Annotated in this window: 21 protein-coding genes; 9 read left to right on the forward strand and 12 right to left on the reverse strand. The window is 55.4% G+C overall.

All coding sequences use genetic code 11. The features are described from left to right. Positions 1 to 5: 5 nt before the first annotated feature. From AC0L6S_RS17860 to AC0L6S_RS17885, 6 genes are all read right to left on the reverse strand, one after another. The gene (locus AC0L6S_RS17860; protein WP_473425466.1) at positions 6 to 974 is read right to left on the reverse strand and encodes an AAA family ATPase; all 969 of its coding nucleotides are present in this window, start codon (positions 972 to 974) and stop codon (positions 6 to 8) included. Positions 975 to 1,057: 83 nt separating this feature from the next. Next, the gene (locus tag AC0L6S_RS17865) at positions 1,058 to 1,609 is read right to left on the reverse strand and encodes an HNH endonuclease (protein ID WP_473425467.1); all 552 of its coding nucleotides are present in this window, start codon (positions 1,607 to 1,609) and stop codon (positions 1,058 to 1,060) included. A 79-nt stretch (positions 1,610 to 1,688) separates the two neighbouring features. Then, complete coding sequence (locus AC0L6S_RS17870) at positions 1,689 to 2,867, reverse strand: EAL domain-containing protein (RefSeq protein WP_473425468.1); 1,179 nt, start codon at positions 2,865 to 2,867, stop codon at positions 1,689 to 1,691. Beyond that, the gene (locus AC0L6S_RS17875; RefSeq protein ID WP_473425469.1) at positions 2,867 to 4,048 is read right to left on the reverse strand and encodes an HD-GYP domain-containing protein; all 1,182 of its coding nucleotides are present in this window, start codon (positions 4,046 to 4,048) and stop codon (positions 2,867 to 2,869) included. The genes AC0L6S_RS17870 and AC0L6S_RS17875 overlap by 1 nt, the downstream gene beginning before the upstream one ends. A gap of 145 nt (positions 4,049 to 4,193) precedes the next feature. Then, on the reverse strand, positions 4,194 to 5,216 hold the full coding sequence (locus tag AC0L6S_RS17880; protein WP_473425470.1) for a DUF4382 domain-containing protein: 1,023 nt from the start codon (positions 5,214 to 5,216) through the stop codon (positions 4,194 to 4,196). Positions 5,217 to 5,412: 196 nt separating this feature from the next. Next, a complete protein-coding gene (locus AC0L6S_RS17885; RefSeq protein ID WP_473425471.1) occupies positions 5,413 to 6,258 on the reverse strand; it encodes a Rossmann-fold NAD(P)-binding domain-containing protein in 846 nt (281 codons plus the stop codon). 138 nt (positions 6,259 to 6,396) lie between these two features. On the opposite strand from AC0L6S_RS17885, the gene AC0L6S_RS17890 reads away from it, so the two are divergent. Beyond that, positions 6,397 to 7,137: a glutathione binding-like protein gene (locus tag AC0L6S_RS17890; protein ID WP_473425472.1), complete on the forward strand. Its 741-nt coding sequence runs from the start codon at positions 6,397 to 6,399 to the stop codon at positions 7,135 to 7,137. 48 nt (positions 7,138 to 7,185) lie between these two features. Here the strand turns inward: AC0L6S_RS17890 and AC0L6S_RS17895 are convergent, their stop codons facing one another. Both AC0L6S_RS17895 and AC0L6S_RS17900 read right to left on the reverse strand, forming a co-directional pair. Continuing rightward, positions 7,186 to 7,872, reverse strand: coding sequence for a PaaI family thioesterase (locus tag AC0L6S_RS17895; protein ID WP_473425473.1), 687 nt, complete (start codon positions 7,870 to 7,872; stop codon positions 7,186 to 7,188). A gap of 90 nt (positions 7,873 to 7,962) precedes the next feature. Next, entirely contained in the window at positions 7,963 to 9,048 is a 1,086-nt protein-coding gene (locus AC0L6S_RS17900; protein WP_473425474.1) for a carboxylesterase family protein, read from the reverse strand. 165 nt (positions 9,049 to 9,213) lie between these two features. Here AC0L6S_RS17900 and AC0L6S_RS17905 point away from each other — a divergent pair, with 165 nt between their 5' ends. From AC0L6S_RS17905 to AC0L6S_RS17930, 6 genes are all read left to right on the forward strand, one after another. Next, positions 9,214 to 9,621 (forward strand): GFA family protein, encoded by a 408-nt coding sequence (locus AC0L6S_RS17905; RefSeq protein WP_473425475.1) that lies wholly within the window; start codon positions 9,214 to 9,216, stop codon positions 9,619 to 9,621. Positions 9,622 to 9,804: 183 nt separating this feature from the next. Continuing rightward, positions 9,805 to 10,482: a DUF4956 domain-containing protein gene (locus AC0L6S_RS17910; RefSeq protein WP_473425476.1), complete on the forward strand. Its 678-nt coding sequence runs from the start codon at positions 9,805 to 9,807 to the stop codon at positions 10,480 to 10,482. 9 nt (positions 10,483 to 10,491) lie between these two features. After that, the gene (locus AC0L6S_RS17915; RefSeq protein WP_473425477.1) at positions 10,492 to 13,200 is read left to right on the forward strand and encodes a CotH kinase family protein; all 2,709 of its coding nucleotides are present in this window, start codon (positions 10,492 to 10,494) and stop codon (positions 13,198 to 13,200) included. Continuing rightward, a complete protein-coding gene (locus AC0L6S_RS17920; protein WP_473425478.1) occupies positions 13,187 to 13,867 on the forward strand; it encodes a VTC domain-containing protein in 681 nt (226 codons plus the stop codon). Before AC0L6S_RS17915 ends, AC0L6S_RS17920 begins: the two co-directional genes overlap by 14 nt. After that, positions 13,855 to 14,406 (forward strand): hypothetical protein, encoded by a 552-nt coding sequence (locus AC0L6S_RS17925; protein WP_473425479.1) that lies wholly within the window; start codon positions 13,855 to 13,857, stop codon positions 14,404 to 14,406. Before AC0L6S_RS17920 ends, AC0L6S_RS17925 begins: the two co-directional genes overlap by 13 nt. Before the next feature lie 89 nt (positions 14,407 to 14,495). After that, positions 14,496 to 15,548: a metallophosphoesterase family protein gene (locus AC0L6S_RS17930; RefSeq protein ID WP_473425480.1), complete on the forward strand. Its 1,053-nt coding sequence runs from the start codon at positions 14,496 to 14,498 to the stop codon at positions 15,546 to 15,548. Between the two features lie 70 nt (positions 15,549 to 15,618). Here AC0L6S_RS17930 and AC0L6S_RS17935 read toward each other — a convergent pair whose 3' ends face one another. Then, positions 15,619 to 17,013 carry a hypothetical protein gene (locus tag AC0L6S_RS17935; protein ID WP_473425481.1) on the reverse strand — a complete coding sequence of 465 codons (1,395 nt, stop codon included), beginning with the start codon at positions 17,011 to 17,013 and terminating at the stop codon, positions 15,619 to 15,621. A gap of 206 nt (positions 17,014 to 17,219) precedes the next feature. Between AC0L6S_RS17935 and AC0L6S_RS17940 the strand changes: the two genes are divergently transcribed. Further along, on the forward strand, positions 17,220 to 17,504 hold the full coding sequence (locus tag AC0L6S_RS17940; RefSeq protein WP_473425482.1) for a hypothetical protein: 285 nt from the start codon (positions 17,220 to 17,222) through the stop codon (positions 17,502 to 17,504). Between the two features lie 183 nt (positions 17,505 to 17,687). After that, positions 17,688 to 18,218, forward strand: a complete 531-nt coding sequence (locus tag AC0L6S_RS17945) for a hypothetical protein (RefSeq protein WP_473425483.1) — start codon at positions 17,688 to 17,690, stop codon at positions 18,216 to 18,218. A gap of 29 nt (positions 18,219 to 18,247) precedes the next feature. On the opposite strand, the gene AC0L6S_RS17950 is transcribed toward AC0L6S_RS17945, so the two are convergent. From AC0L6S_RS17950 to AC0L6S_RS17960, 3 genes are all read right to left on the reverse strand, one after another. Then, positions 18,248 to 19,084 (reverse strand): metal-dependent hydrolase, encoded by an 837-nt coding sequence (locus AC0L6S_RS17950; protein WP_473425484.1) that lies wholly within the window; start codon positions 19,082 to 19,084, stop codon positions 18,248 to 18,250. A gap of 142 nt (positions 19,085 to 19,226) precedes the next feature. Next, the gene (locus AC0L6S_RS17955) at positions 19,227 to 20,027 is read right to left on the reverse strand and encodes a glucose 1-dehydrogenase (RefSeq protein WP_473425485.1); all 801 of its coding nucleotides are present in this window, start codon (positions 20,025 to 20,027) and stop codon (positions 19,227 to 19,229) included. Between the two features lie 50 nt (positions 20,028 to 20,077). Beyond that, entirely contained in the window at positions 20,078 to 22,033 is a 1,956-nt protein-coding gene (locus AC0L6S_RS17960) for a hypothetical protein (RefSeq protein ID WP_473425486.1), read from the reverse strand. Positions 22,034 to 22,158 lie beyond the last annotated feature (125 nt).

The raw sequence follows: 22,158 nt of genomic DNA on the forward strand, positions 1-22,158 counted from the left end.
TGCGCTCAGCCTACCGCGACCTGCCGGATGATCTCATCGATAATATCGTCGGGGGAGATGTGATCCGCCAAAGCGTCGTATGTCATGATCAGGCGGTGCCGCATTATTGGGTGCAACACAGAGCGCACATCGTCCGGGTTGACGCTGTCCCTGCCGTCGAGCCAGGCGCTCGCGCGACAGGCGCGGTGCAGGGATATACTGGCGCGCGGGCTGGAGCCGGTTTCGATCCAGTGTGCCAGCTTGTCACCGAATTTCTCCGGTAAGCGCGTCGCCATCACCAGGTCGACTATGTATTGTTCGACCGCCGGGGAAATCTGCATTTTCTGAATGACATCGCGGGCGGCGAAAATATCTGCCTGAGAAATTTTCAGCAGCGTTTCGGTCTGTTTAGCCTCTTCCGCCTGCAGCATCCGAATGATCGCCAGCTCGGCTTCCGCGTTGGGGTAATCTACCGATATCTTCATCAGGAAGCGATCCATCTGCGCCTCCGGGAGCGGATAGGTACCTTCCTGTTCGATCGGGTTCTGGGTGGCCAGTACCATGAACAATGGCGGCAACTCATAGGTCTTCCCGGCGACGGTTATCTGGCGTTCTTCCATCGCCTCCAGCAGGGCCGATTGCACCTTGGCCGGTGCGCGGTTGATCTCGTCCGCCAGTACCAGTTCATTGAAGATTGGCCCTGGTTGAAACTGAAGCTCAGATTTGCCGTGGTTGTCTTGATAGATTTCGTTGCCCGTCACATCCGACGGCAGCAGATCCGGGGTGAACTGTATGCGTCCCAGCCCCGCTTGCAGTACCTGGGAGAGCGTTTTGATCGAGCGTGTTTTCGCGGTGCCGGGCAGGCCCTCCAGTAGCACGTTTCCATTACACAATAAGGCGAGGGTCAATGTGCGCACAACTTCGTCCTGGCCAATAACCGATTCGGCCATTTGCTGCATCATGGATTTCACTGCATTGAGATGTTCGCTGGACACTGTAGCGCTCCTGTCGTTGCGTGTTTGCCGGTAGGTTGGGTCGATTTTATGGTGCCCAGTATAGCGGTACCGGGCAAAACTTGTTAAGCAGCCCAGGCTCGCCCGGCGCGGAAGCGCTGTGAAAGGTAATCCATCTGGTCGGCCAGGATTCTATCCTTGGCGAGGAAGTGCCACTCCCAGGGGTTCGGTTTGAAGGGCACGGCTAGCAGCGGCATATGGGCTTCTTCCGGTGTGCGATTGTCCTTCTCCCAGTTGCAGCGTTTACAGGCTGCCACCACATTTTCCCAACGATCCCTGCCACCGCGTGAGGTGGGGAGTACGTGGTCGCGGGTCAGTTCGCCGCGGGTATACTGCCGCCCGCAATACTGGCAGCGGTGATCATCGCGGCGGAACAGTGTGCGGTTGCACAGTGGCGGGCAGAAGCCCTGAACGATTCTGCCCTGTATGGCGACAATGGGTTGCAGGTCTATACGAGAACGCGCGCCACTGAGACGCTGGATGCCGCCGAATACAGGTGGCAAATTTTCACCGATGCCGTATATGACATCGCCCTTGGCATAGGCGGTGACCGCTTCGTGCAGCGTGATCCAGCCACGGGGGTGGCCGGCCATGTCCAGACGCAGGATAGTTTGCATAGTTTCCCACCCACATTGCTGTGGCTAAAACTACTGCAAACTGATGGCAACTACAATCGCGGGAATTACCGCCGGTAAACTAGATCCGGTACTCCGCTGCAAACTCTTCGGCGGGAAGCGGATTGTCGAATGCGTACCCCTGCAGGATATCGCAGTGCATTTCGGTGAGACGATCGGCAATCTCGAGCGAGTCCACGCCCTCAGCGACAACTTTCAGCGAAAAGCTGTGTGCCAGATCGATAATGGTTTTGACGATGGCGTAATCCTTGCTCGATAACAGCATGCGTTCGATAAAACTCCTGTCGACTTTCACCTCGTTGATTGGCAGGTCGCGAAAATGGGCCAGCGAGGAAGAGCCGGTGCCGAAGTTGTCGATAGAGATTGTCACCCCCAGATTGTGCAGCCCGCAAAGCTGGGAGCGCATAAGCTGCTGATCGCCAACGCCTAATTCCTCAGAGATTTCCAGATGGAGCCTCGATGCTTTGACATCAAATGCCGTCAGCGCATCTTTGATCAGGGACAACATGTCATGATCCAGCAGGGAGGGGCTGATATCCAGCGCGATGGATAATTGCTCTGGCCAGCGAGCGAGGCGACTGATGGCCGATTTTATTGCCCACCGCATGATGGGCTTCATCATGTCGTGTTTTGTTGCCAACTCGACAAATTTGTCGGACGACATGACGCCGTGTTCGCTGTGGTGCCAGTGAATCAGCGCTTCTGCGCCAATCAGGGTCCGCAGGCCAGCGTGGACCTTGGGTTGGTAGTGCAGCTGAAACTCGTTCGTGTCCAGCGCTAACTGCATTTCCTGCAGGCGCCCACATTCCTTTTTCAGGTTGTCCGGGTGGTCTCCCGAGAATATCTGGAACAGGTTTTCCGATTGCTTGGCCTGGTTCAGCGCAATACCGGCCTCCTGCATCGCCTTGGCGAGGTCCGAGTTCTGGTCATTGAACTCGGTGAATCCCGCAGTCACGGACATAGGCAATGCCTGGCCAAGGTGGTAGTGCGGTTCTTTGAACGCGCTGTCGAGTTGCGCCGCCGCTTTCTCCAACTCATCAGTGCTGTCAATATCGCGAAGTATGACGCAAGCGCGATTATCGTTGAGAAAACTCCATTGATCGTTATTTCTCAACCAGTCATTCAGGCGGTGCCCGAAGACATCGTGCATTATCTGGTTGGTCGTTCTGTTGCCTTTGTCTTCACCGCTTTGATTGACAAGCTCTACCAGCCCGAGAAACCTGTTGGTGGTGCCGGGCATCAGACAAAAAACTCCTCGCTGGAAACACCGTAGGTGCCAGGCTGCAGCTCGCGGGCAATCCAGCGCTCGCCTTCTGCCGCGATGGACTGGTTGGCGAGGTCCACGATTTTGGGCAATGTGCGGCGGGCCTTGGCGCCGTTCATGACGATCATCAACTCAGGCTTTAAGCGCCGGGTGATGTTCTGTGAGGAGACGATTGCAACCTCGCCTGTGTTCAGTTCAACCATGGAGCCCGTGGGAAACAGGCCTATGGCTTGTACGAACTGTTCTACCAGCGCTTCCTGAAACTGATAGCCGCTGCAGTCCAGCAGTTCCAGTGCGGCCTCATGCGATGTGCGCGCTTTCGCGTAGGGGCGTGGTGTGATCATTGCATCATAGGTATCTGCCAGCCCGGCGATGCGTGCCAGTAGCGGTATGGACGGCCCCTCTGTGGCATTGGGGTAACCTGAGCCATCGAGTCGCTCGTGGTGATTTTCGATGACCCCGGTGATTTCGATATCAATGTTCTCGGCGTTGGCAACCAGTTCTGCGCTCATGGTCGGGTGTGCGCGGATGATGCGCCGCTGGGTATCGGTCAGGTTTTCCGCCTGGTCGAGCAACTCTGAGGGCAGCTGTGTCATGCCGACGTCACACAATGCACAGGCGACAGCCAGTTTCTCCAGTTCGGATCTCGACAAGCCGATTTGCTTGCCCAGTATGACAGCCCAGACCGCCATGGATATACCGTGATACGGGCGGTATTCGCCGCAGTCCTGCATGCGCACGACCGTGGCTACGGCATTCTGATCGCGAGCAATACCGTCTATCAATGGTATGAGGGCGGCCCTCAATGTGTTGACATCCGTTTCGAGGCCACCGCGCAGTGATTCGAAAACGGTGTCGAGGGCCTCGGTGGCACTTTCAAAGGCGGTTTTAGAGCGATTGAACTCCGCCTTCATCGCCAGACGGATATGCGGTTTCTGCTCGACAGGGGCTGGAGCGAGAGTCAGTGGTTGTCGCGCGCCGGTATATTCGGCATCGACATACACATGGTCAACGTAGTTCGAAACGTACTTGATCTCCTCGGCGTCTCGCACCACAAAACCCTGCAGGGTAAATGGGGTCTCAAGCCATGGCCGATCCAACTCGGCAACGAACATGCCGGGTTCCAGATTCATGGCGGGGAGTTTCACCAGTCGCACAATCCACCTCACTCTTTCGTCTTTGATTCTGCAGACTAGTAAGTACGCGAAAGAGTGTCGATTTCAGGTTGTAAGAAAGGAGAACTGGGTCACTGACTCATTCGAGTTTTGTGACCTCTGTCATATGTACTGCTAAAGGTTGGTACTAGCAGCCGGTGGCATCCTCGGCCAGATTGCAGGTGCCGCTTTGGCCTTCGGTGAGGGTGATCTCGTACGTTTGGTCAATCGGCAGCGGAATAACCAGCCCGTTGTATTCGACGGCTTCATCGGCAGCGGTGTTACAGGAAAATGCAATCGTATAGCTCCCTGCGGGAATATACCCAAAGGAATAATTCCAGTTGCCAGTCAGCGTATCCTGCGCCATAGAGGCGACCGCGAATGGCGCAACCGCATTCGAGGGCGGTGTGGTCGTGCTCTGTGAGGTAAATACATCCGACAGGTTTTCCTCCAGCAGGCTCAACCCTTCGTAGAGATATACTCTGTTACCGGTCTCCGGATCGGTTTTTTCGTTGCAGGGGGAGACGGTGTCGAACAGGGTGGTATCCACTGAGCCGGATAGCTTGGCGGCAGTCTGGTTATCCTCTATACGCACACCGGTGGTGGTCAGCAAATACGTCTCGCTACTGGACTGATATTGCAGGGCCTGTGCCAGGCCGAATTCCACGGTAAAGGGCTGCTCGCCAGATGACAGTACCATACCGGGCAGGCTGCTTAGGCTGCTGCCACTCGCAATGGCCTTCAGGCTGTCGTCGTCCTCCTGAACAAAGGATTTGTTCACATCACCGGTAATAATGGCGATAGAAACCGAGCTGTAGGTCCCGGGGATGAGTTCGAGGTCCTCAATGACCACCAACTGACTGACACCCTGGTACTGCAGGAGGTCGACCTGGAAGGTGTTGGCATCTACCAGATCCAGATCCGGTATGGTGAAGGTCTCGATAACCACATCTTCCACCCCACTGCGGCTCAGGGTGATGCTGTCGACCTCAATCACGACCTGTTTTAAGTCCTCTGGTAGGGAGTCGGAAAGCCCCAGCGTCAGCAGTGCCGGGTTAGTGTCGTCATCGTCATCGTTATTGCAGTCAAAGCCACAGCTGCAGCCGCCCAGGGGTAGCATGAACACCAGAAGCGCCAGGGCGGGTAACAATGTTCGTACGGCAGTTTTCATGGCGGCGATAACCTGTTGTGAAATGGGTGGACGGTTTCAGAGCGGCGAGACGCATTATGAGCGAAATGGCGTCCAAGTTGTAGGCCTGATGTTTTTCGCTGCGGCTTGTTTGCACTGCACTGCACTGCACTGCTAGCGCCCGGCGACTGCTGAGCTGGCCGGTAGCTCCCTGGTGCAGAACAACACTGCCGCGCATTCACTCGGAACTGGTGGTTTGGCCACCCTGCCTCTCCCGATAGGCCTCTGCAAATTTGATGCTGTCGGCGTTGTCGATCAGTGTGCCGTTATCGAGTTCGCCGGTTCTGGCACTGATCTCCAACATGGCCCCGCCGAGGTCTTTTGCGGGAATGACGAGGTCGCCCGGTCGCAGCAGCGCTTCCAGCAGGTAGTGCAGCGCGTTGGACTGCTCACTGGTGGGCCTGACAAACGCAGAGCGATAGGAAAAAGTGCGCAGTCCAGTACCCTCGGCCAACTCCGCCGCCTCCTGCTCCGCACGGCCCTTCTCTCTGGCCCAATGCTGATCACCGTTCACATCGGTGCCCATGCCGGTTACGGTGTGGAATGACATCGGTGCTTCGGTGCGGGCTTCTAGCCAGGCGTTGATAAACGCTATCGGGAAATCGACGTGTATCCAGGTGTAGGTTTCATCGTCCATTCCCAATGAGGTAGTGCCCAGGCCCCACAGTACGGTGTTGACCTGGGGCAGAATCTCCGCGAGGTTGGAATAGTCGGTAAAGTCCTCGTGCAGCAGCATCTCGGCTTTCCCGGATGCTACGCCGGCGTCAATGCGCGGGGACGTTCTGCGCGTGACAACGTATACATGCTCGACATCCGGGTCTTCGAGCGCAGCCTTGAGCAGGCCGTCGCCCACCGAGCCGGTGGCGCCGAATACCATGACCACCTGATTCGCGTCATTGCGTATTTCCGGGTTGGGCGAGGGCATTATCGTGCCCAGCGTGACTGCGCCCCAGATATCAAAAGCTACGATGACCAGTGCGATGCCTATGACAAGGAAGTAAGCAATTTTCTTAACTGCTTTCATGGGCTGCATCCTTTATTAGAGTGGGCAGGTCGCCACTATACAGGATAGGCGGTGAGTTGGTGCTGCTTGCGTCAGTCTGCCGGGCACGCGTACAGTGTCGGGTTCAATAAAAGCGACGGTAACAGGAGCGTAATCGAGATGATAGACCTGCATTTCTGGCCCACACCCAATGGCAAGAAGCTCACCATTCAACTGGAGGAGTGTGGCATCGACTACCAGCTGATTCTTTGTGAGATAGGCCGTGGTGCGCAGTTTGAAGACGACTTCCTTCGCATCAGCCCGAACAATCGCATGCCCGCTATAGTCGATCACCAGCCGGCCGACGGTGGCGAGCCGCTGTCAGTGTTTGAGTCGGGGGCCTGCATGATGTATCTGGCGGAAAAAACAGGCCAGTTTGGCGGCGCCGATCACCGTGAGAAGTGGGAGGTCTATCAGTGGCTTATGTGGCAGATGGCAAACCAGGGTCCGAAAACCGGGGAGCGCGGGCACTTTGCGAGGCTGAAGGACAGTCAGGGAGACCAGTCGTATGCGCTGCGCCGTTTCGATGATGAGTTGCACCGCTTGTACGGTGTGATGAATAACCGGCTCTACGATCGCCGCTATCTGGCGGGTGACAACTACACGATTGCCGACATGGCGTGCTACCCCTGGAGCTGCGGTTGGGAGGAGCAGGGGATCGATATCGATGAATTCAAATACCTGAAACGCTGGTTGAATGAACTGGGCAAACGGTCCGCGTTGCAAAGAGGTATGGCGGTCGGCAGCGAACTGACCCAGGATTACTCGAAGCTCTCGGACAACGAGATCAAGCATATTGTGTCACTGTTGTATAACCAGCGGGCTCGCCCGGCACCGGAACACGGTGGCTTGGAGGACTGAGACCATCAGTGGTACGCGACTGCGAGTCTGAATGAGGGAGCGCGCGGGCTAGTCTTTCGGGGCGCCGGCGGGTGTTTGGGTTTTGATTTCGTAGATACCGCCTTTGGGCTGTACAAAAAGCCCCTCTGCGCTGGCTGTCAAGACGCCTTCTGCGTACATCTCACCCCGCATGATCGTTTTGCGACGCTCCACCTTTATCAGCGTTCCCTCCAACGTCAATTCTGTATTCAGCGGCGTGCGCCGGTGGTAGTCGACATGCAGGTAACCTGTCATCCCTGGCTGTCCTCCCAGTATCTGAGCCATGCCCAGGAATTGATCGAAGATAGCTGCAACGTAGCCGCCGTGGACGCTACCGGGTGGTCCCTCGTAATTCCAGCCACATCGGCATGCCCCCCGGGCGATTTCCCCGTCAAGCCAGCTCTTCACTGGTGGCGCCAATGGGTTGCTCAAGCCCGCCATCGCGTTGAGTTCATGGCTGACCTGGCCAAACGACCCGTGCTCGCCACTGGCCGCCCAGTCAAAGCGACCATAGATACGCGGTGAGCCTCGAAATTCCTCGGCGGTCTCCTCCAATTGACTGGCGATGGCGTGCATTGTTTCAATATTGGGCGAACTGGTTACCAATGCCTCGGACAGTTGCTTGATTGCATCCGAGACCCGGCGTTTGGCCACCCATTCGTCGTTGAACGGGGGGGTGATCGCTTCGCTGGCGAAGGGGTTGTTGTCATCTGTCATGGTGTCTTGCCCGTATGCTGTGAGCGTTAGAGCGGCCTCAGTGTCGACTGAATCCGGGGCTAAGAGCCTGTCCTGCTTTCCTCGCCGGTGTCACTTGATATGACGCAACAGGAAGGACGCCAGGCTCTCGCCGGAAGGATCTGTCAGCTCGTATGCCGGTTCATCAATATAGGCCACGCTTGCCAGTCCCACCTCGTCGGCGCGCTCTTTTACAGCGAGTGCGTGCAGGCCGTGATGTAGGAACAGGTTCAGCAGATCGTCAAACCCGGTCTGGAAATTGTGTACAAAGATGGGTGCGTCACCAGCGTCCATCAAACCCAGCATGTCGACGTTGGCGCGATACGCTTCGTTTTCCGCGGTGAATATATCCTCTACTGTCTCGACGCCGAGGAAGGTCAGCAGGTAGTTGGTTGCGCCGACGGCTTTGGCCACCGTGGGGATGTCGGTGCCACCGAGAATGCCCTCCAGGCTCTCGGTGATAGGCAGCAGGACCTGCTCCCACACGATCAGGTCATAGGTGGACTGGGTGGCGAGTGCGCCCACCGCTTTCACCCTTGTGGACTCGCGCAGGATCGCATCTTCGTTGTCGGGGTCGGCCATATCATCGTGTGTGCCCAGCCACAGGCTGGCGCCGGCGCCGGCTGAGCCGCCGTACAGGGCCACATTATCAGGGTCGAGGTTTAGGCTGGAGAAGTAGTAGCGCATAAATTGTAGGGCGCGGGCAGTATCCTGAAGAGAGGTGAGAACGCCACCTTGTTCCACAATCGAAGAAACGCCTTCCGCCGAGGACGGTACTTTCAGCAGCGTATAATTGATGGTGGCGTAGGCGACACAGGACTGCAGTACTTCCCTGATAAAGTCGCCGTTGGAGTGAGCTGAGCTTTTGTCGCCGCCGGTAAAACCGCCACCGTGGATGTAGATGACAAGTGGTGTGGGCGCATCACATTTGGGCATATAAATATCGAATACGTTGCGCTCTCCCTCGCCGTACCGCACGTCCTCTGCGAAGTCGGCCTCTATGCCGGGCAATTCGATGGGTGCTTCCGTCAGGCTGAGCTCGAGTGCCGGCCGGACTTCGATTGCGCTGTCGCTGTCATTATTGTTGTTATTGCCACTGCAGGCCGCGAGCAAACACAGTGCCAGCGGGAAGCTAAATAATTGTAGGGTTCTGATCATCTGGCCCGCTTCCTGTAATTAAACTGTAATAAATAGAAGCGTGAATATACCTTATTATGCTGTGCGATGGCGGCATCGGCGCTGGTGGTTTACAGTAAATGCCGCATAGAAGTGTCATAGGGTTCCATAATTTATACCTTGTCAGTTCACAATGGAGAACAATAAATGAAGATAACCGGCGGTTGTTACTGTAAAAAAATTCGCTACGAAGCAGAGGGTGAGCCAGTAATGCGCGGACTTTGCCACTGCCGCGAGTGCCAGTACATTTCCGGTGGCGGCGCCAATGTTGCGCTGGCGATGCCGCTTAGCGGCTTTCGTTACACCGAAGGTGAGCCCAAATCATTTTCGCGCAGCGATCTGGAAACCCCGGTGAGGCGAGAGTTTTGTGCCGACTGTGGCACTTCGCTAGCGAGTCATCCCCCGGGATTCACCGACCTGCTGATTCTCAAGGTAGGTACTATGGATGACCCTGCCGAGTACGGGGTGCCGGATACGGCATTTTACTGTATCGAAAAGCAGGCCTTTCATTACCTGCCTGAAGGGATGCCAAGGTTTGATCGCTTCCCCGAATAGGAGCTACGTCACAAAATTGTCACTAAAATAGTAAATTGGGGGCCAGTTCTCTCGGGCTGGTTGCCAGCGCTATACATCGAATTGTCTTTTCTATAACATTGTGAGGTTACATTCCTACTACACTAGCGTGATAGTTAGATTACCGAATAATTACATTAATATCAGAATAAGCAGGAGAAGTTGGTGGACTTTGCGAATCCGTATGCTGTTATAGACATCCCTTTATTGGAATTACTCAGGAACATGGGCATCGGTCTGGTACTGGCTGTCATCTGGGCATTTGTGATCTCGCGCTCAACCAGACTTGTTGTCGATCACAACCAATACCTGCCGATGTTTCTTCTGCTGATACCGGCCATGATCATTATCATTACGATCATCAAGTCTTCCATCGCTCTGTCGCTGGGTCTGGTTGGTGCCTTATCCATCGTGCGCTTTCGTACACCGATCAAAGAGCCGGAAGAGTTACTGTACATCTTTGTCGCTATTGCCGTTGGTCTGGGTCTGGGTGCCAACCAGGTCATGGTGACTGTCGTTGGTTTTATCGTCATCGTGGCTGTACTTATTCCCTTTGCGCTTACCAAAAAGCAGATTTTGACCAGCAACAGCAATCTTGTGGATGTGATCCTGCATCTGCCCGAGGACAAGTCTCTGGATCTGGCTGATGTTGAAAACTTGCTGAAGCAACAGTCTTTCACTTACAAATTAAAGCGCTTGTACAGGAGCGGGCCCCGCATAGAGCTGTTGATTGATACCCTGCGTATTGAGCTGAGCAGCATCGATGAACTGCGGCGCGCTTTCGCCGGGTTAGGGGTGGAGTTTGAGATTTCTCTCACCTCTAATGCGCGCGTTATTACCTGAGCATTCGCTTTGTCTGCGAAAACTATTCGACTGGCGCTCCTTGTAGTTCCACTGTTGGTGGCATTGTTGCTGCTGTTAACGCCAGAACTGCTCAAAGAAGATCTACAGGATACGGAAATACCACAATGCACAGAGGATGACCCTCTGTGCATACTGTCGGGCGATTTACTGCGCGACATGTCGAATTTGAAGTGGGCCGTGCAGCGCGAGGAGTTCGACAAGCAAACCCTGCCAATCCTCGATATCTATCTAACTGATGGTGCACTGAAAAAGCTGTACAAGAAGCGTCGCGATACGTTGGACAAGCCCGGTCAGATTCTCGTGGGTGAGGATGATGACTGGGTGGATGCAACGGTTATCGCAGATGACGGCGAACCCTCGCACAAGCTTAAAGCCGAATTGCGTTTGAAAGGCGATTGGGTGGACCACATTGAGCACCCTACAAAAATCTCTTTCCGCATCAAGATACGGAAACAGGGCTATGTTTTCGGCATGAAGCGGTTCTCGATACAGCATCCGATGACACGCCAGTATCAGGCGGAGGCCCTGTTGATGGATGAAATGCGGCGCTGGGGAATACTCGCGCCGCGCTACCAGTTTGTCGATGTGCGTATCAATGATCACGCTATTGGCGTAATGGCACTGGAGGAGCACTTCTCCAAAGAGTTACTTGAGGCGCAGACAAGGCGCGAAGGCCCCATCGTCATTCTCGATGAAGACCTTATGTGGCGTCAGCGGGACCTGAATGTGCGCACCAATCCCGAGGGTGGTGCCGGTGTGCCCGGCAAGGATAACGCACACGTATATATGCACGATATGGCCATTTCACAGTTCGGTGCGCCGGCGTATGTGCCTGGATCAACTGCAACGAACAATTCCGTGCGCGCCATGTCCCTTTACCGGGATTATATGGACGGGAAGTTACCCGCGGATGAGGTATTCGATGTGCAGAAGGTCGCCAGGTGGTGGGTGTTGATGAACACCTGGTACGGCTGTCATGGACAGGCCGCACACAATCGACGGTTCTACTTCAATCCCACCACCAATCTCCTGGAACCCATCGCCTTCGATAATGGCCCGGTTCCCCATGAGCGTAACGCCGAGACAGAAAATTGCGACCGCATGACTGCACCCTATCTGCGAGGTGCTCCGGACTTTCAACGTTATGTACTGGATTTTGCAGAGGAGCTGTTGGAGGCTTATTCCAGTCCCGAGTGGCAGAAGCAGTATCAGGAATCGCAGATAGGACATCTCGAAGTGCTGGCGATGGAAGACATGCCAACGCGAATTATCTTCACACAGAACATACTGAACAACCTCTCCTATTTTCTCGACAACATGAAACTCAAGTCATTGCGTCGCGGAGTGTCTGACCGTAGTAACCCCTTCGTGACGAGATGGCCGGACGCCCCTCTCTACTCTCACGTGCGCGCCTTTCTGTTCCCCGAAGGTGATGGCATGTCTCTGCAGTTGAAGAATTTGTCGGCGGATGCGCTTGCCGATGTGCAGGTATTGTTGTCCGACGCTGCCGGCGAGCAGCGGGTCGTCAAAGACTTTGGCGTGTTACCAGCCTATGACAAGCAGGCCGATGAAAAGGTGTCGAAGCACCTGGTTGATATACCTCTGGAGCAGCCTTTCTCTGACGACATCAAGGTGACGGTTCAATATCAATACCGTGGGCAGACGTATACTGAAGCCGCGGTAACCCAGTTCAGAAATCATATTACCGGCTTCGCTCGTAATTTCCGTCAGGTGTTGTCTGGCAAGCAAGGCGTGAAGCTTGACGGGGCGGCTCGCAGTATTGTCTTCGGCCCGGGTGATCATTCCATTGATCGCAGCCTCGAACTCGACAAGGGCTGGTCTGTGACCCTGGAGGCCGGTGCGCGCCTCAAACTGGAAAACGGCGCTACACTGAAAGTGCGGGGCCCACTGTTCGTACTTGGTACGAAAGAGTCACTGGTTAAGGTTGAAGTAGAACCCTTGCCGGGGTTTCAGGGAGTGGGGGCCTGGGGTGGCATACAGGTATCACAGGCCGAGGAGCGGTCAAAAGTACAGCATGCGCTGTTGAGCGGAGTTGGCTCTACCACAGTGGCCAATCGGCAGGATTACTACGGTATCACTGGATGTATCTCGTTCTACGAAAGTGATGTCGATGTTGCCAATGCCACTTTTGACAACATGCATTGTGAAGATGCCTTGAATATCGTGCGAGCGGATTTCACCATCAGCGATTCCACAATACGGCGCACCGCCTTTGATGGTTTTGACAGTGATTTCTCGGTGGGCCTGATACGCGATTCCCTGTTTGAACTGACGGGCAATGATGCGGTGGATGTCTCCGGCACCTCACTCACGCTGGATAATGTCGATTTTCTGCAGATCGGTGATAAATCGATTTCAGTGGGTGAGGAATCAAATCTTAATGCGACAGATGTCCTTATTGATGGCTCGTCCAGCGGCGTTGCCAGCAAGGATCTTTCGGTGGCTGTTGTCAACGACAGCAGTTTCAACAATATTTCTGGCAGCGCCCTGATCACCTACATCAAGAAGAACGAGTACGGCAGTGCTTCCATTGAGTGCAACGGCTGTACCTTCAATAACTATGGTTTCCTCGCCACCAATGAAAGGGGCAGTCAGATTGTGATAGATGGGGTGGCTCAGCCGGTAACCAATTTTAATAAACAGCAACTCGTGGAGGCAGGTTTTGCCACAGAGTAATGGCTTGCAACGCAATGACTTTCGCTATGAGTTGAAAGTACCTTACCAACGTGCTCAGTTCACAGAGTTTGAGAGCTGGCTGCAACGCGCTGGCCTGCACCCGGTCAAACAGTATGCGGATAGATTGATACATTCTGTCTATCTCGATACAGCCGAGCTGGATGACTATCAGGACAATGTCTCGGGTATCAGCAAGCGGGGTAAACTGAGAATTCGCTGGTACAACGATGCCACTGACGACATGGTGCTTGAGCTCAAGAACAAGAGGGGAAAGCTTGCCAATAAGCTGATTATTACACTCGATAACCCGACCGGTGATCTGCCATTTGATCGCGCAACGGCCAATCGACTGTTGCGCAGCAATGAGAGAAGTATGTCCGTGGCAAGGCAGTGCAATCTGTTCCCCAGTCTGCATGTGCAGTATGAGCGCGCCTATTACGAGGTTGCGCCTGGCATCCGCATGACTATCGACAAAAACATCCGCTACCAGAGTATGTATCCCATTAAGTCATCGAGGACGACAGCCTCGCCGGTTGATGTGGTCATAGAATTCAAATACCCGACCAACAAGTCAAAGAAAGCCGCTGAACTACTCGCGGGTATGCCGGGGCGGATTTTCCGCCACTCGAAGTATGTTATCGGTGTGGATACCGTATGCGCGCTATAGCTCTGATCGCGCTGTTGTTCTCCTGTGTGGCATTGGGTGACACACAGATGACTGCAGCACAAAAGAAAGACGCGCTTGCCGAAAGGGCAAGAGAAGCCGCAAAAGAGCTGGACGAATACGCGGTTTACACGGTGCTTTTCGAGCCAATGCCCCAGCACAAGTTGAAAGCCAGCGAGATAGAGCCCTTCGTGCTACTCGACAAAGGGTGGAGCGCCATCACCGAGAATGGTGTCTGGAGTGTCGGCAATAGTTCATCATTGTATTTTAGGCTGGCAAAAGGTGAGCGGCCTCGTCGCCTGTTGATACAGGGCAGCTATTTCAATGGGCGGGAACCCACTCGGCTTTACGTCAATGGAGAGCTGCTCAGTGAAGCAGCGCTGGAAGATGTAACTCTGGACCTTCCGCCGGGCCTGGATGAATCCACTCCTATGCATATCGAATTGCAGCACTTGAATCCGGTGGCTCCCAGCGAACTTAAGCCGAACAGTCGGGACTCCCGCAAGTTGAAGTTCAAGCTCAAAAGCATCCGTGTGTGGTGATTGAGTCGCGATTACCCCGCTCCCCTCAGTAGCAGTTTATAATACGCAGCTACATCGGCTCACTCCCTGAGAATTCCGGAGGCTACAAGATGAGTGCCAGGATTTCAGTTTTTGCAGTGTTTATATGGGCGTGCTCTATTATCTGGAGTAGCGCTGCTGTAGCAGCCGATGACTGTCGGGAGATTCCGTACAAATCCTGTTTCAATCAGTTGGCCGTGAATCCGAAAGACGATTGGACCGATTACAGCTTTGTGGTTCTGGGGCATATTCGCTCTGCTCCCGGAGTCCATGAACCTAACAAAATGTTGCGCTCCAATGTCGAGCGGTTGTTCGGCGACGATCCCGCGTTTGTGATCGCGCTCGGCGACCTGTATTACAATCTGAAAGAACAAGGCTTGATCGGTTTAAAGACATGGGTAAGCGAAAATATTCCTGTGCCGTTCTTTAATGCGGTGGGCAACCACGACACTCAGGTCGGTGATGACCCGCTACCGGATGGCACCAGAACCCCGGTGAGTCACGATATCGACCGCTATGTAACGGAGTTCGGTGAGTCGAATTACGATTTTCGCCTGGGCAGTGAGTTGTTCATTTTTCTTGATACTGGTCGTGTGCCCATTGTGTCGGGCGAGCCGTGGGACAGAGTAAAGACACTGCTTACCAATGCCGCGACTGATGACTCGATAAAGAATATCTTTATTCTGACGCACAAGGTGTTCTGGAGTTATAACAACGACAATCCCGCGATGCAGGCGTTGTTTCGATACCGGCACCCGATCAAGCCGCCTCCCCACTATCGCTTCTTTCTGGGTGACTTGAAACCGCTGCTGGAGCCGCTGGCTGCTACCAAGCAGATATTTCTGATTTCAGGTGATATTGGTGGAGGGCGAAAGTATCTGCAGACCTATTTCCTCGAAGAGCCTGACATCACCTATATCGCTACCGGCATGGGCAATACACCCCGCGATTCCTTTATCAACGTGCAGGTCAAATCCGGTGAAGTGTCCCTGGAGAACGTCAATTTCAGCACCGGAGAAGTCAGTGCAATGGAAAACTTTGGTGCGCAGTACTGGGAGAGCTTCTATCGTGAAAACCCGAAATTTGCCGCCAAGGCAGATCAAATAGACAAGCAACCGAAGTGAGCGACATCAGGCTCGCCCGCGGCTAGGCAGTGCAGCTGCGCCGCGACTATCGACCCCGCTGGTAGGTGGTTTATTCTGCGTCGGGCCTGTGTTCGATAATGGTGATTGAGCCGCCTTTTTCAGCGGCGATGGCGATCAGGTTGCGTTGCGGGATGGCGACAACACTCTCCGGCCCCTTTCCGGTCGGTAGGATTTGCACAAATTCAGGTGCCCTCGGGTCACTGATATTGTAGATGACAACAAACGATCCGCGTTCAGAGACGGCAAAGGCATAATCCTTGTCGCCGAATTGGGCAGCAGTAATCCCCTCTACCTCGATACCCCTGACATCAGAGCGATCGTCAGGGTACAGGCCCAGTGCATTGGCGCGGCGCTCAATTTCACCTCCATCATCCCAGACCAATTCACCCGTTAAGCTCCAGATGGAGAATCCACGGCCACCTGTGAGTGGCAGTTCACCCTCGTCGGCACTGAGTATGAACTCTCCATCGGGGGTGAAGCTGATCGCATCGGGAAAGCGTGTCCCGGCGAGGGGTTCTGTAGTGGTAGCATCGGTTGGGTATGACTGGGAAAACTGCGCATCGTTGTCATTCACCAGATCGGCGGGGCGTGCAGCCACCACGCCCAGGTCCCAGGCGCCGGTGATTTCCCCCGCCAGATAGTCGACCAGCACAACGCCGTTGTTTTCCTGTAGCGATACCGCCGCAAGCTGTTTGTCGTGCGCGATGGCAACATACTCGGGCTGGGGGTCAGCAATGTTCAACATCTGTGCATCGCGTAGCAGGGACTCCCCAAAGGGTAATGTTGTCAGGCTGTAGTGGTTGGGTTTTTGCGGGTTGATGGTGACAATTTGTATTGAGCCCCTGTCGCTGATGTCGTTGGGGTGGCCGGGCGCATCGCTATCCAAAACCTTGTCATCGACGACAATCAGCGGCTCATTCTCGATCGCAATCACCCCCACGAGCTGATCTCCCGAGTCGGTAACGGCGATGCTGTCTGGGTGGTGGCCAATCCCCATCAGGGCAGTAACAGAGGCATTGGATGGGTCGCGTAAGTCGATCAGAGCCAGTACACCCGGCAGCCGCGGATCAACCGGCTTCTTTCCTGCTTTGGGTTTGTTTGCATAGACAACCGCCAGCGCCCAGCTTCCATCGGGGCTGACACCGACGCTAGTAGGCTCTCCAGGCATATCGAGAGAGCTGATAGTCTTTGCATGCGCTGGGTCCGTCAGGTCAACGACGTCAATGCTGCTGCGCTTGCTGTTGGTATGCACGAGGTAGTTGCCACCGGCCGCAGCCTGCATGATCTCGGCATTCCCATCCACCGAAAACTCGCTGATTGTCTCAAACCGATTGGTGCTTCCACTGGCTGCTGCGTGGCCAGCATACGAGCCATCATGCAGGTGTAATAGGGTGAGTGCCAGGGTTCCTGCGATTGCAATTAGCTGGGCGGGTCGACGCGACATAGTTATTCCCTGGTGTCTTAGAGCCGGTACATCGCCCGGAGGCGAAAGCGCAAAGTGTACTGTAAATGGCAGTATTTTCGTATTGATTGCCTGCCGGGCGCGCAGCGCGGTATTTCCCGGGGCGCTGATTGGCGTGCTGTGTGCATGTCATAAAAGATTCACGCGGCAGCAACCAATCTGAAATATGCATTGCTTAAGATTTCCGCATGAACAGTAAACAGACAAGGTTATCCGGGGAAGCGCGCGGTATTGCGACAGCACTCATTCTGGGCGTGGCCCTGTGCGGTACTGCAGCAATGATTGAGAGATCTTCATTGGGGCAGGACTTGCATAGAGTCGTTCAAAGCGATGTCAGCACCTCTCTGGGCGCCAAAAAAACCTGCATTATGCTCGCCTGGCACCAACAATCAGGTGCTGTAGATCGCGCCCAGTGTGCACATTACCGCGAGCAATGGGACGCGCGCCAGCAGATTGTAGCGAGCAACGACTAACCACCGCAGCCATCTCCCCGGCTGCTCCCGCGGCCACCCCTGGACCGAGCCCACGGCTATTAAGCCACTGACGTGGGTATTGCTTACGCCATGCAGTGACGCTACCCTTTAGTCAAGTACGCAATCTGCAGAATACGCGATCGCTCTCGCGATCAAACAGACACTGGCATGGCAATCAATTTGATGAAATACATAATATCTTCAGCTCTGGTTCTACTGCTCGCTCTGGGCACAACGTTAACAGCGGCATCTGAATCGGATATCAAGGCCGTTACACTCGACGGCCGCCCGGTCCTGCTGAAGGACGATCAAACCTGGGAGTTTATGGAGATCGAGCAGGGCGATCCTTCCGTCAGCGCAGTGCTGACGGTAACGCGTATCTGGGATATGCAGAAAGCCTGCAAATTGCAGTTCCGCCTGCAGAATAATCTCAATTACAGAATCAGCACCCTGGTGCCGCGATTGACGGTCATGAATAAAGAGGGTGTGGTTTACGACAGTAAATCGATCGCCTTTGCGTCCATCAAGCCGACCAATGACAAATACACCGACGTGCAGTTCGAGCGCATCGGTTGCCATGAGATTTCACATATCAAGGTGCACGGCGCGGCGCATTGCAGAATGGGTGATATCGACCAGTGGAACGAGGAAGAGGGCGAGTGCCTCAGCCACATTTATGTGGAGCCCAGCAACCTGATTAATATCTCCAAGTGAATGCGCTGGTTCGCTATTCACTTATGGCGCTATGCTGGCAGGGCGTCGTGCGCTTTCCAGGCTTCCAGTAGTGGCCGCGTGTCTCTGTCCCAGGGGTGGAAGCCCTCGCGATAGTACTCCTTATAGGCGGGCCCTATCCTGCGCAGGATACCGCCTTTGCCGAACAGGAAGCGCCAGCCTTCACGCCACAGGCGCAGACTCCACAACTGTTTGTCTCTTCTGAGCATGTGCACCAGCGCCATCAGGATATCCAGCATCAGGAAAACCGTGGCCTGACGCATGGCACTCCTGCGCATCTTCTCTGTCCCGCCAATCGCGCGATAAACGTCGAAAGCGACAGCTTTGTGCTCCATTTCTTCGGCTGCGTGCCACTGCCACAGCTCCTGCATGGCGCTGTCAGCCGGGCTGATCATCGGGTTGTCTTCGCAGAGCGCCGATTCAGCCAGTATCGCAGTGATATGCTCCATCGCAGCGGTGGTGGCCAGGCGCTGCAGCGGTGTCAGAAATCGATAACCGCGCTGAATATTGCGTTCAAGGCGAGCCTCCATGACTTGCAGGTCATAGCCGCGCTGGCGGCATAGCGCTTCGTTATAGCGCTGGTGCTCGCGCCGGTGAAATCCCTCCTGCCCGCAGAAGCCACGAATGTCTTCCGTCAGTTTCGGATCGTCAATGCGGTCGGCAAAATGGCGCACGCTGTCGATGAAAAATTTTTCGCCCAGCGGGAATGTGATCGACATGGCATTGAACCAGGCGGTTTTGAACGCGTGGTTGTCAAACCAGTCGCGCGCCAGGCAGCGGGCGATATCGAACTCCCTGTTGCGCGGGGTCAGCGCTACATCGGTGGGTGTGCGGGATGCCATTGACATGCTTGGTACTCCTGCGGGGTGGCCTATTCTTCAAGTGTAATGCGAAACCAGGCAGGTGCGGCAGTCAAATATGGCCAAATTCGGGTTGCTGTGAGCTACCACACGGTGCGGTCTGGTCCAGTTTGTTTCCGTTGCCTGACGACTACCCCATGCCGCCCCAAGCGCGCGGCATCTGCATATTCAGCCGCTCGAGGCCGCCGTTCACGCCCAGTATTTCACCCGTGACATAACTTGCTGCGGGTGTGCACAGGTACAGCGCGCCCATCGCGATATCCTCGACTTCGCCCAGACGAGCCATCGGGGTCAGGTCCACCATCACCTGCTCGACTTCCGGGGTGAGCACGGTATTGAGCGCATCGGTCTTGGTGGAGCCGACTGCAATGGCATTGACGCGCACCCTGGGGGCGAATTCCTGCGCCAGTTCCTGCGTCAGCAGCGACAGTGCGCCCTTGGCCGTGCCGTAGGCCGCGAAGCAGGGTGTCGGTTTGTGTCCGGCGATGGAAGAGATGTTGAGGATGGTCCCACCGCCGCTAGAGTCGACCATCAGCGGGGCACAGATACGGGACATCTCATAGGCTGTGCTGACGTTGAAGCGGAATGCGCCCTCGAACTCGCGAGCGGTAGTCTGTGACACCGGTTTTGGCGGAAATCCACCGGCGTTGTTCACCAGGATATCAATGCGTCCGAACGCCGCCATAGCGCGGTCGGCGAGATTTTGTAGCTGATCGAAATCCAGCACGTCTGTTGGTACCACCAAGGCGCGCCGCCCCAGCGCAGTAATCACCTCTGCTACGCGTTCAAGGTCGGCCTCGGTGCGAGCCCCAATCACTACATCTGCCCCAGCTTCGGCAAAGGTCTTGGCGATTGCCGCCCCGATCCCTTTGCCCGCACCGGTTACCACGGCGACTTTACCGTCCAGTTTGAAATTATCAAAAATTGACACGCGGTTTCTCCTTTGGATTGATTTGGTGTTGCGCAATCGCAGCAGTGCGGCTATTGCAGATTGCGGTTGATAAACGCCAGCAGTGGGCCGATGACATTATTCGTCTCGTCATCGTCTGCTGTCAGTATGTCCAGATGTGCATAGCCCTCGGATATATAGGTTTCGAAGCCACCACTGACATCCCCGAACGTGGGAAATGCCGCGCTGGGATTTGCCTCATCCAGTATTCGTGGCGTTAAGCCGTCGCAGCTGGGTGCCATGCAGGGGCCGATGGCGGCGGCAAAGCGCAGCCAGGATGCGGGCGCCGGTGTCAGCCCGTTACTGCCGCCGAAGCCGATGACAGGAATATCGATGTGCATTGCCTGCGTGCGGTTGTCTATATCGGTGCGCCCACGCCCCAGCGGTGGCGGGGCAGACAGGGCTGTTGTATCGAGCCCGAGTCCGTTGGTGACGCCAAGGCCGGAGGAAGGGTAGTACCAATCCAGGAAATTGGTTGCGCCGCGATAGAATCCCGGCACGATACTTTGCTCCAGATCGGTTGGCTCCACCTCCACGCCCCATTTGCCGAGCTCCGCGAGTGTTTGCGGCGCCGGACCGTTGTCTACCAGCGCTTGTGGTGGCTGGGCTTCTCCCTTGCTGAGCCAGGTGGCAACGCCGTCGACCACAGGTCCTTCAAAACCCACAGAGGTGGCGAGAAAGCTGGCGGCTGCGGCAGCGAGGCCGTCATCATCGATGAACTTTCCAAGCAGCGTGATCGATGAGGCCGGCGTGTTGCCGACCAGGGCCGTCAGGATGTTGAGTTGCGGTACTTTTGCGATTACGTTGTTGCCCGGTATCCCATTGAAGTCGTGCTGCAGCAGTGAGGCAACTGTCTCACCGTTGAGGGCGGCGTCGAGCGCATTGACTTCGGAAACCGCAAACAGTTGCGTTGACAGCAGCCCGGGTACTTCGGAAAACGCCCGTTCGGGCTCGACGCAGGACGAATTGTCGAACGCACCGCAATCGACCGCGGCGGTGGCGACTGTGCATGCGGTCTGGCCATCGATACAACGTGGCATTTGGTCGCGCACGGCACCGTAAAGACCTCCGTCAAAACGCGCTTCTATTAAATCCAGCGTCGCCTCATCAACGGGTTCCGATGACAGGCTGGCACCGCCACCTTCCAGCAGTATCAGGCCGCGCAGTTTTTCGTAGCCCGGCTCTGGGTCGCCGCCGCTGAAGTTGAAGTCAGTGGCGGCATAGCGCGCGGTATAGCCGGTGCCGGCGGAGTGTCCACCCAGAAAAACATTGCCGCTGCGAGCCGCGCTGCGCGCTGCTTCGACAATGGCATTGATATCCTGTGAGTGCACAAGCGCGGTCCACTGAGCCATAAAGGCAGTATCCGTGCTGCTGTTATGAAAAACTGCACGGCGGTTGGGGCCGTCTACCAAGGCCTGGCTGAGTTCGAGTCCTACGGCATCGCCGAAAAGAAAGTCCAGCCCAACAACCGGATCATTCAGTTCCTCTGCGATATCAAGCCCCACCGTGTCTTCGAGGTGATTGGAACGGCGATCAACCGCCCAAACTTCCAGTACCAGGCTGGTCTCAGCTGTGGCTCTTCGCAACAGGTTCTCCGCGAACGGATAATAGTTAGCAGCGCCGCCTTCAAACCCCGGAACCATTATCAGGATTCCGTCTGGCTGCAGGCCGTCCTTATCCGACAAAAAGTAGCGTGTGTAACGGGCCTGATTGAAGTTGATCTCGCCGGAGCCGAACTGGCGCAGCAGTTTGGGGTTGTCGACCACAACCCCCGTGGTCCCCGGCGTGAACGCGGGAGTGGCTTTACTGGGGATATTGATTGTCTGTTGGGAAAAGAGGCTCTCGGGAGTAACCGGCGGCATGACCGGGGGTTCGGTCGGTGTCACAACCGTTGAGACCGCCGGGGACGCATTGTTGTTATTGTCGGAACAGGCAAGCAACACACTGCTGGTGAGTAATACACTGAGTAGCCGGGTATACGTATTCATCGCGCACCGTTCAATTGTTATGTTTGAGGGTATATTTACACTACAGGATAGCCCAACGCCATCAGAGTTCGAGCTGGCACAATATTTTCAGGTGTTCGGTGCACTTATGCTAACCTCGCAGAGCT

It is taken from the genome of Halioglobus sp. D3-4 (assembly GCF_055809315.1).

What these genes read in the sequence shown, in the direction of transcription:
- AC0L6S_RS17865 (WP_473425467.1), bottom strand. Translation starts at nt 1,609, where the DNA reads ATGCAAACTATCCTGCGTCTGGACATGGCCGGCCACCCCCGTGGCTGG.
- AC0L6S_RS17870 (WP_473425468.1), bottom strand. Translation starts at nt 2,867, where the DNA reads ATGCCCGGCACCACCAACAGGTTTCTCGGGCTGGTAGAGCTTGTCAAT.
- AC0L6S_RS17880 (WP_473425470.1), bottom strand. Translation starts at nt 5,216, where the DNA reads ATGAAAACTGCCGTACGAACATTGTTACCCGCCCTGGCGCTTCTGGTG.
- AC0L6S_RS17885 (WP_473425471.1), bottom strand. Translation starts at nt 6,258, where the DNA reads ATGAAAGCAGTTAAGAAAATTGCTTACTTCCTTGTCATAGGCATCGCA.
- AC0L6S_RS17890 (WP_473425472.1), top strand. Translation starts at nt 6,397, where the DNA reads ATGATAGACCTGCATTTCTGGCCCACACCCAATGGCAAGAAGCTCACC.
- AC0L6S_RS17895 (WP_473425473.1), bottom strand. Translation starts at nt 7,872, where the DNA reads ATGACAGATGACAACAACCCCTTCGCCAGCGAAGCGATCACCCCCCCG.
- AC0L6S_RS17900 (WP_473425474.1), bottom strand. Translation starts at nt 9,048, where the DNA reads ATGATCAGAACCCTACAATTATTTAGCTTCCCGCTGGCACTGTGTTTG.
- AC0L6S_RS17905 (WP_473425475.1), top strand. Translation starts at nt 9,214, where the DNA reads ATGAAGATAACCGGCGGTTGTTACTGTAAAAAAATTCGCTACGAAGCA.
- AC0L6S_RS17925 (WP_473425479.1), top strand. Translation starts at nt 13,855, where the DNA reads ATGCGCGCTATAGCTCTGATCGCGCTGTTGTTCTCCTGTGTGGCATTG.
- AC0L6S_RS17930 (WP_473425480.1), top strand. Translation starts at nt 14,496, where the DNA reads ATGAGTGCCAGGATTTCAGTTTTTGCAGTGTTTATATGGGCGTGCTCT.
- AC0L6S_RS17935 (WP_473425481.1), bottom strand. Translation starts at nt 17,013, where the DNA reads ATGTCGCGTCGACCCGCCCAGCTAATTGCAATCGCAGGAACCCTGGCA.
- AC0L6S_RS17940 (WP_473425482.1), top strand. Translation starts at nt 17,220, where the DNA reads ATGAACAGTAAACAGACAAGGTTATCCGGGGAAGCGCGCGGTATTGCG.
- AC0L6S_RS17945 (WP_473425483.1), top strand. Translation starts at nt 17,688, where the DNA reads ATGAAATACATAATATCTTCAGCTCTGGTTCTACTGCTCGCTCTGGGC.
- AC0L6S_RS17950 (WP_473425484.1), bottom strand. Translation starts at nt 19,084, where the DNA reads ATGTCAATGGCATCCCGCACACCCACCGATGTAGCGCTGACCCCGCGC.
- AC0L6S_RS17960 (WP_473425486.1), bottom strand. Translation starts at nt 22,033, where the DNA reads ATGAATACGTATACCCGGCTACTCAGTGTATTACTCACCAGCAGTGTG.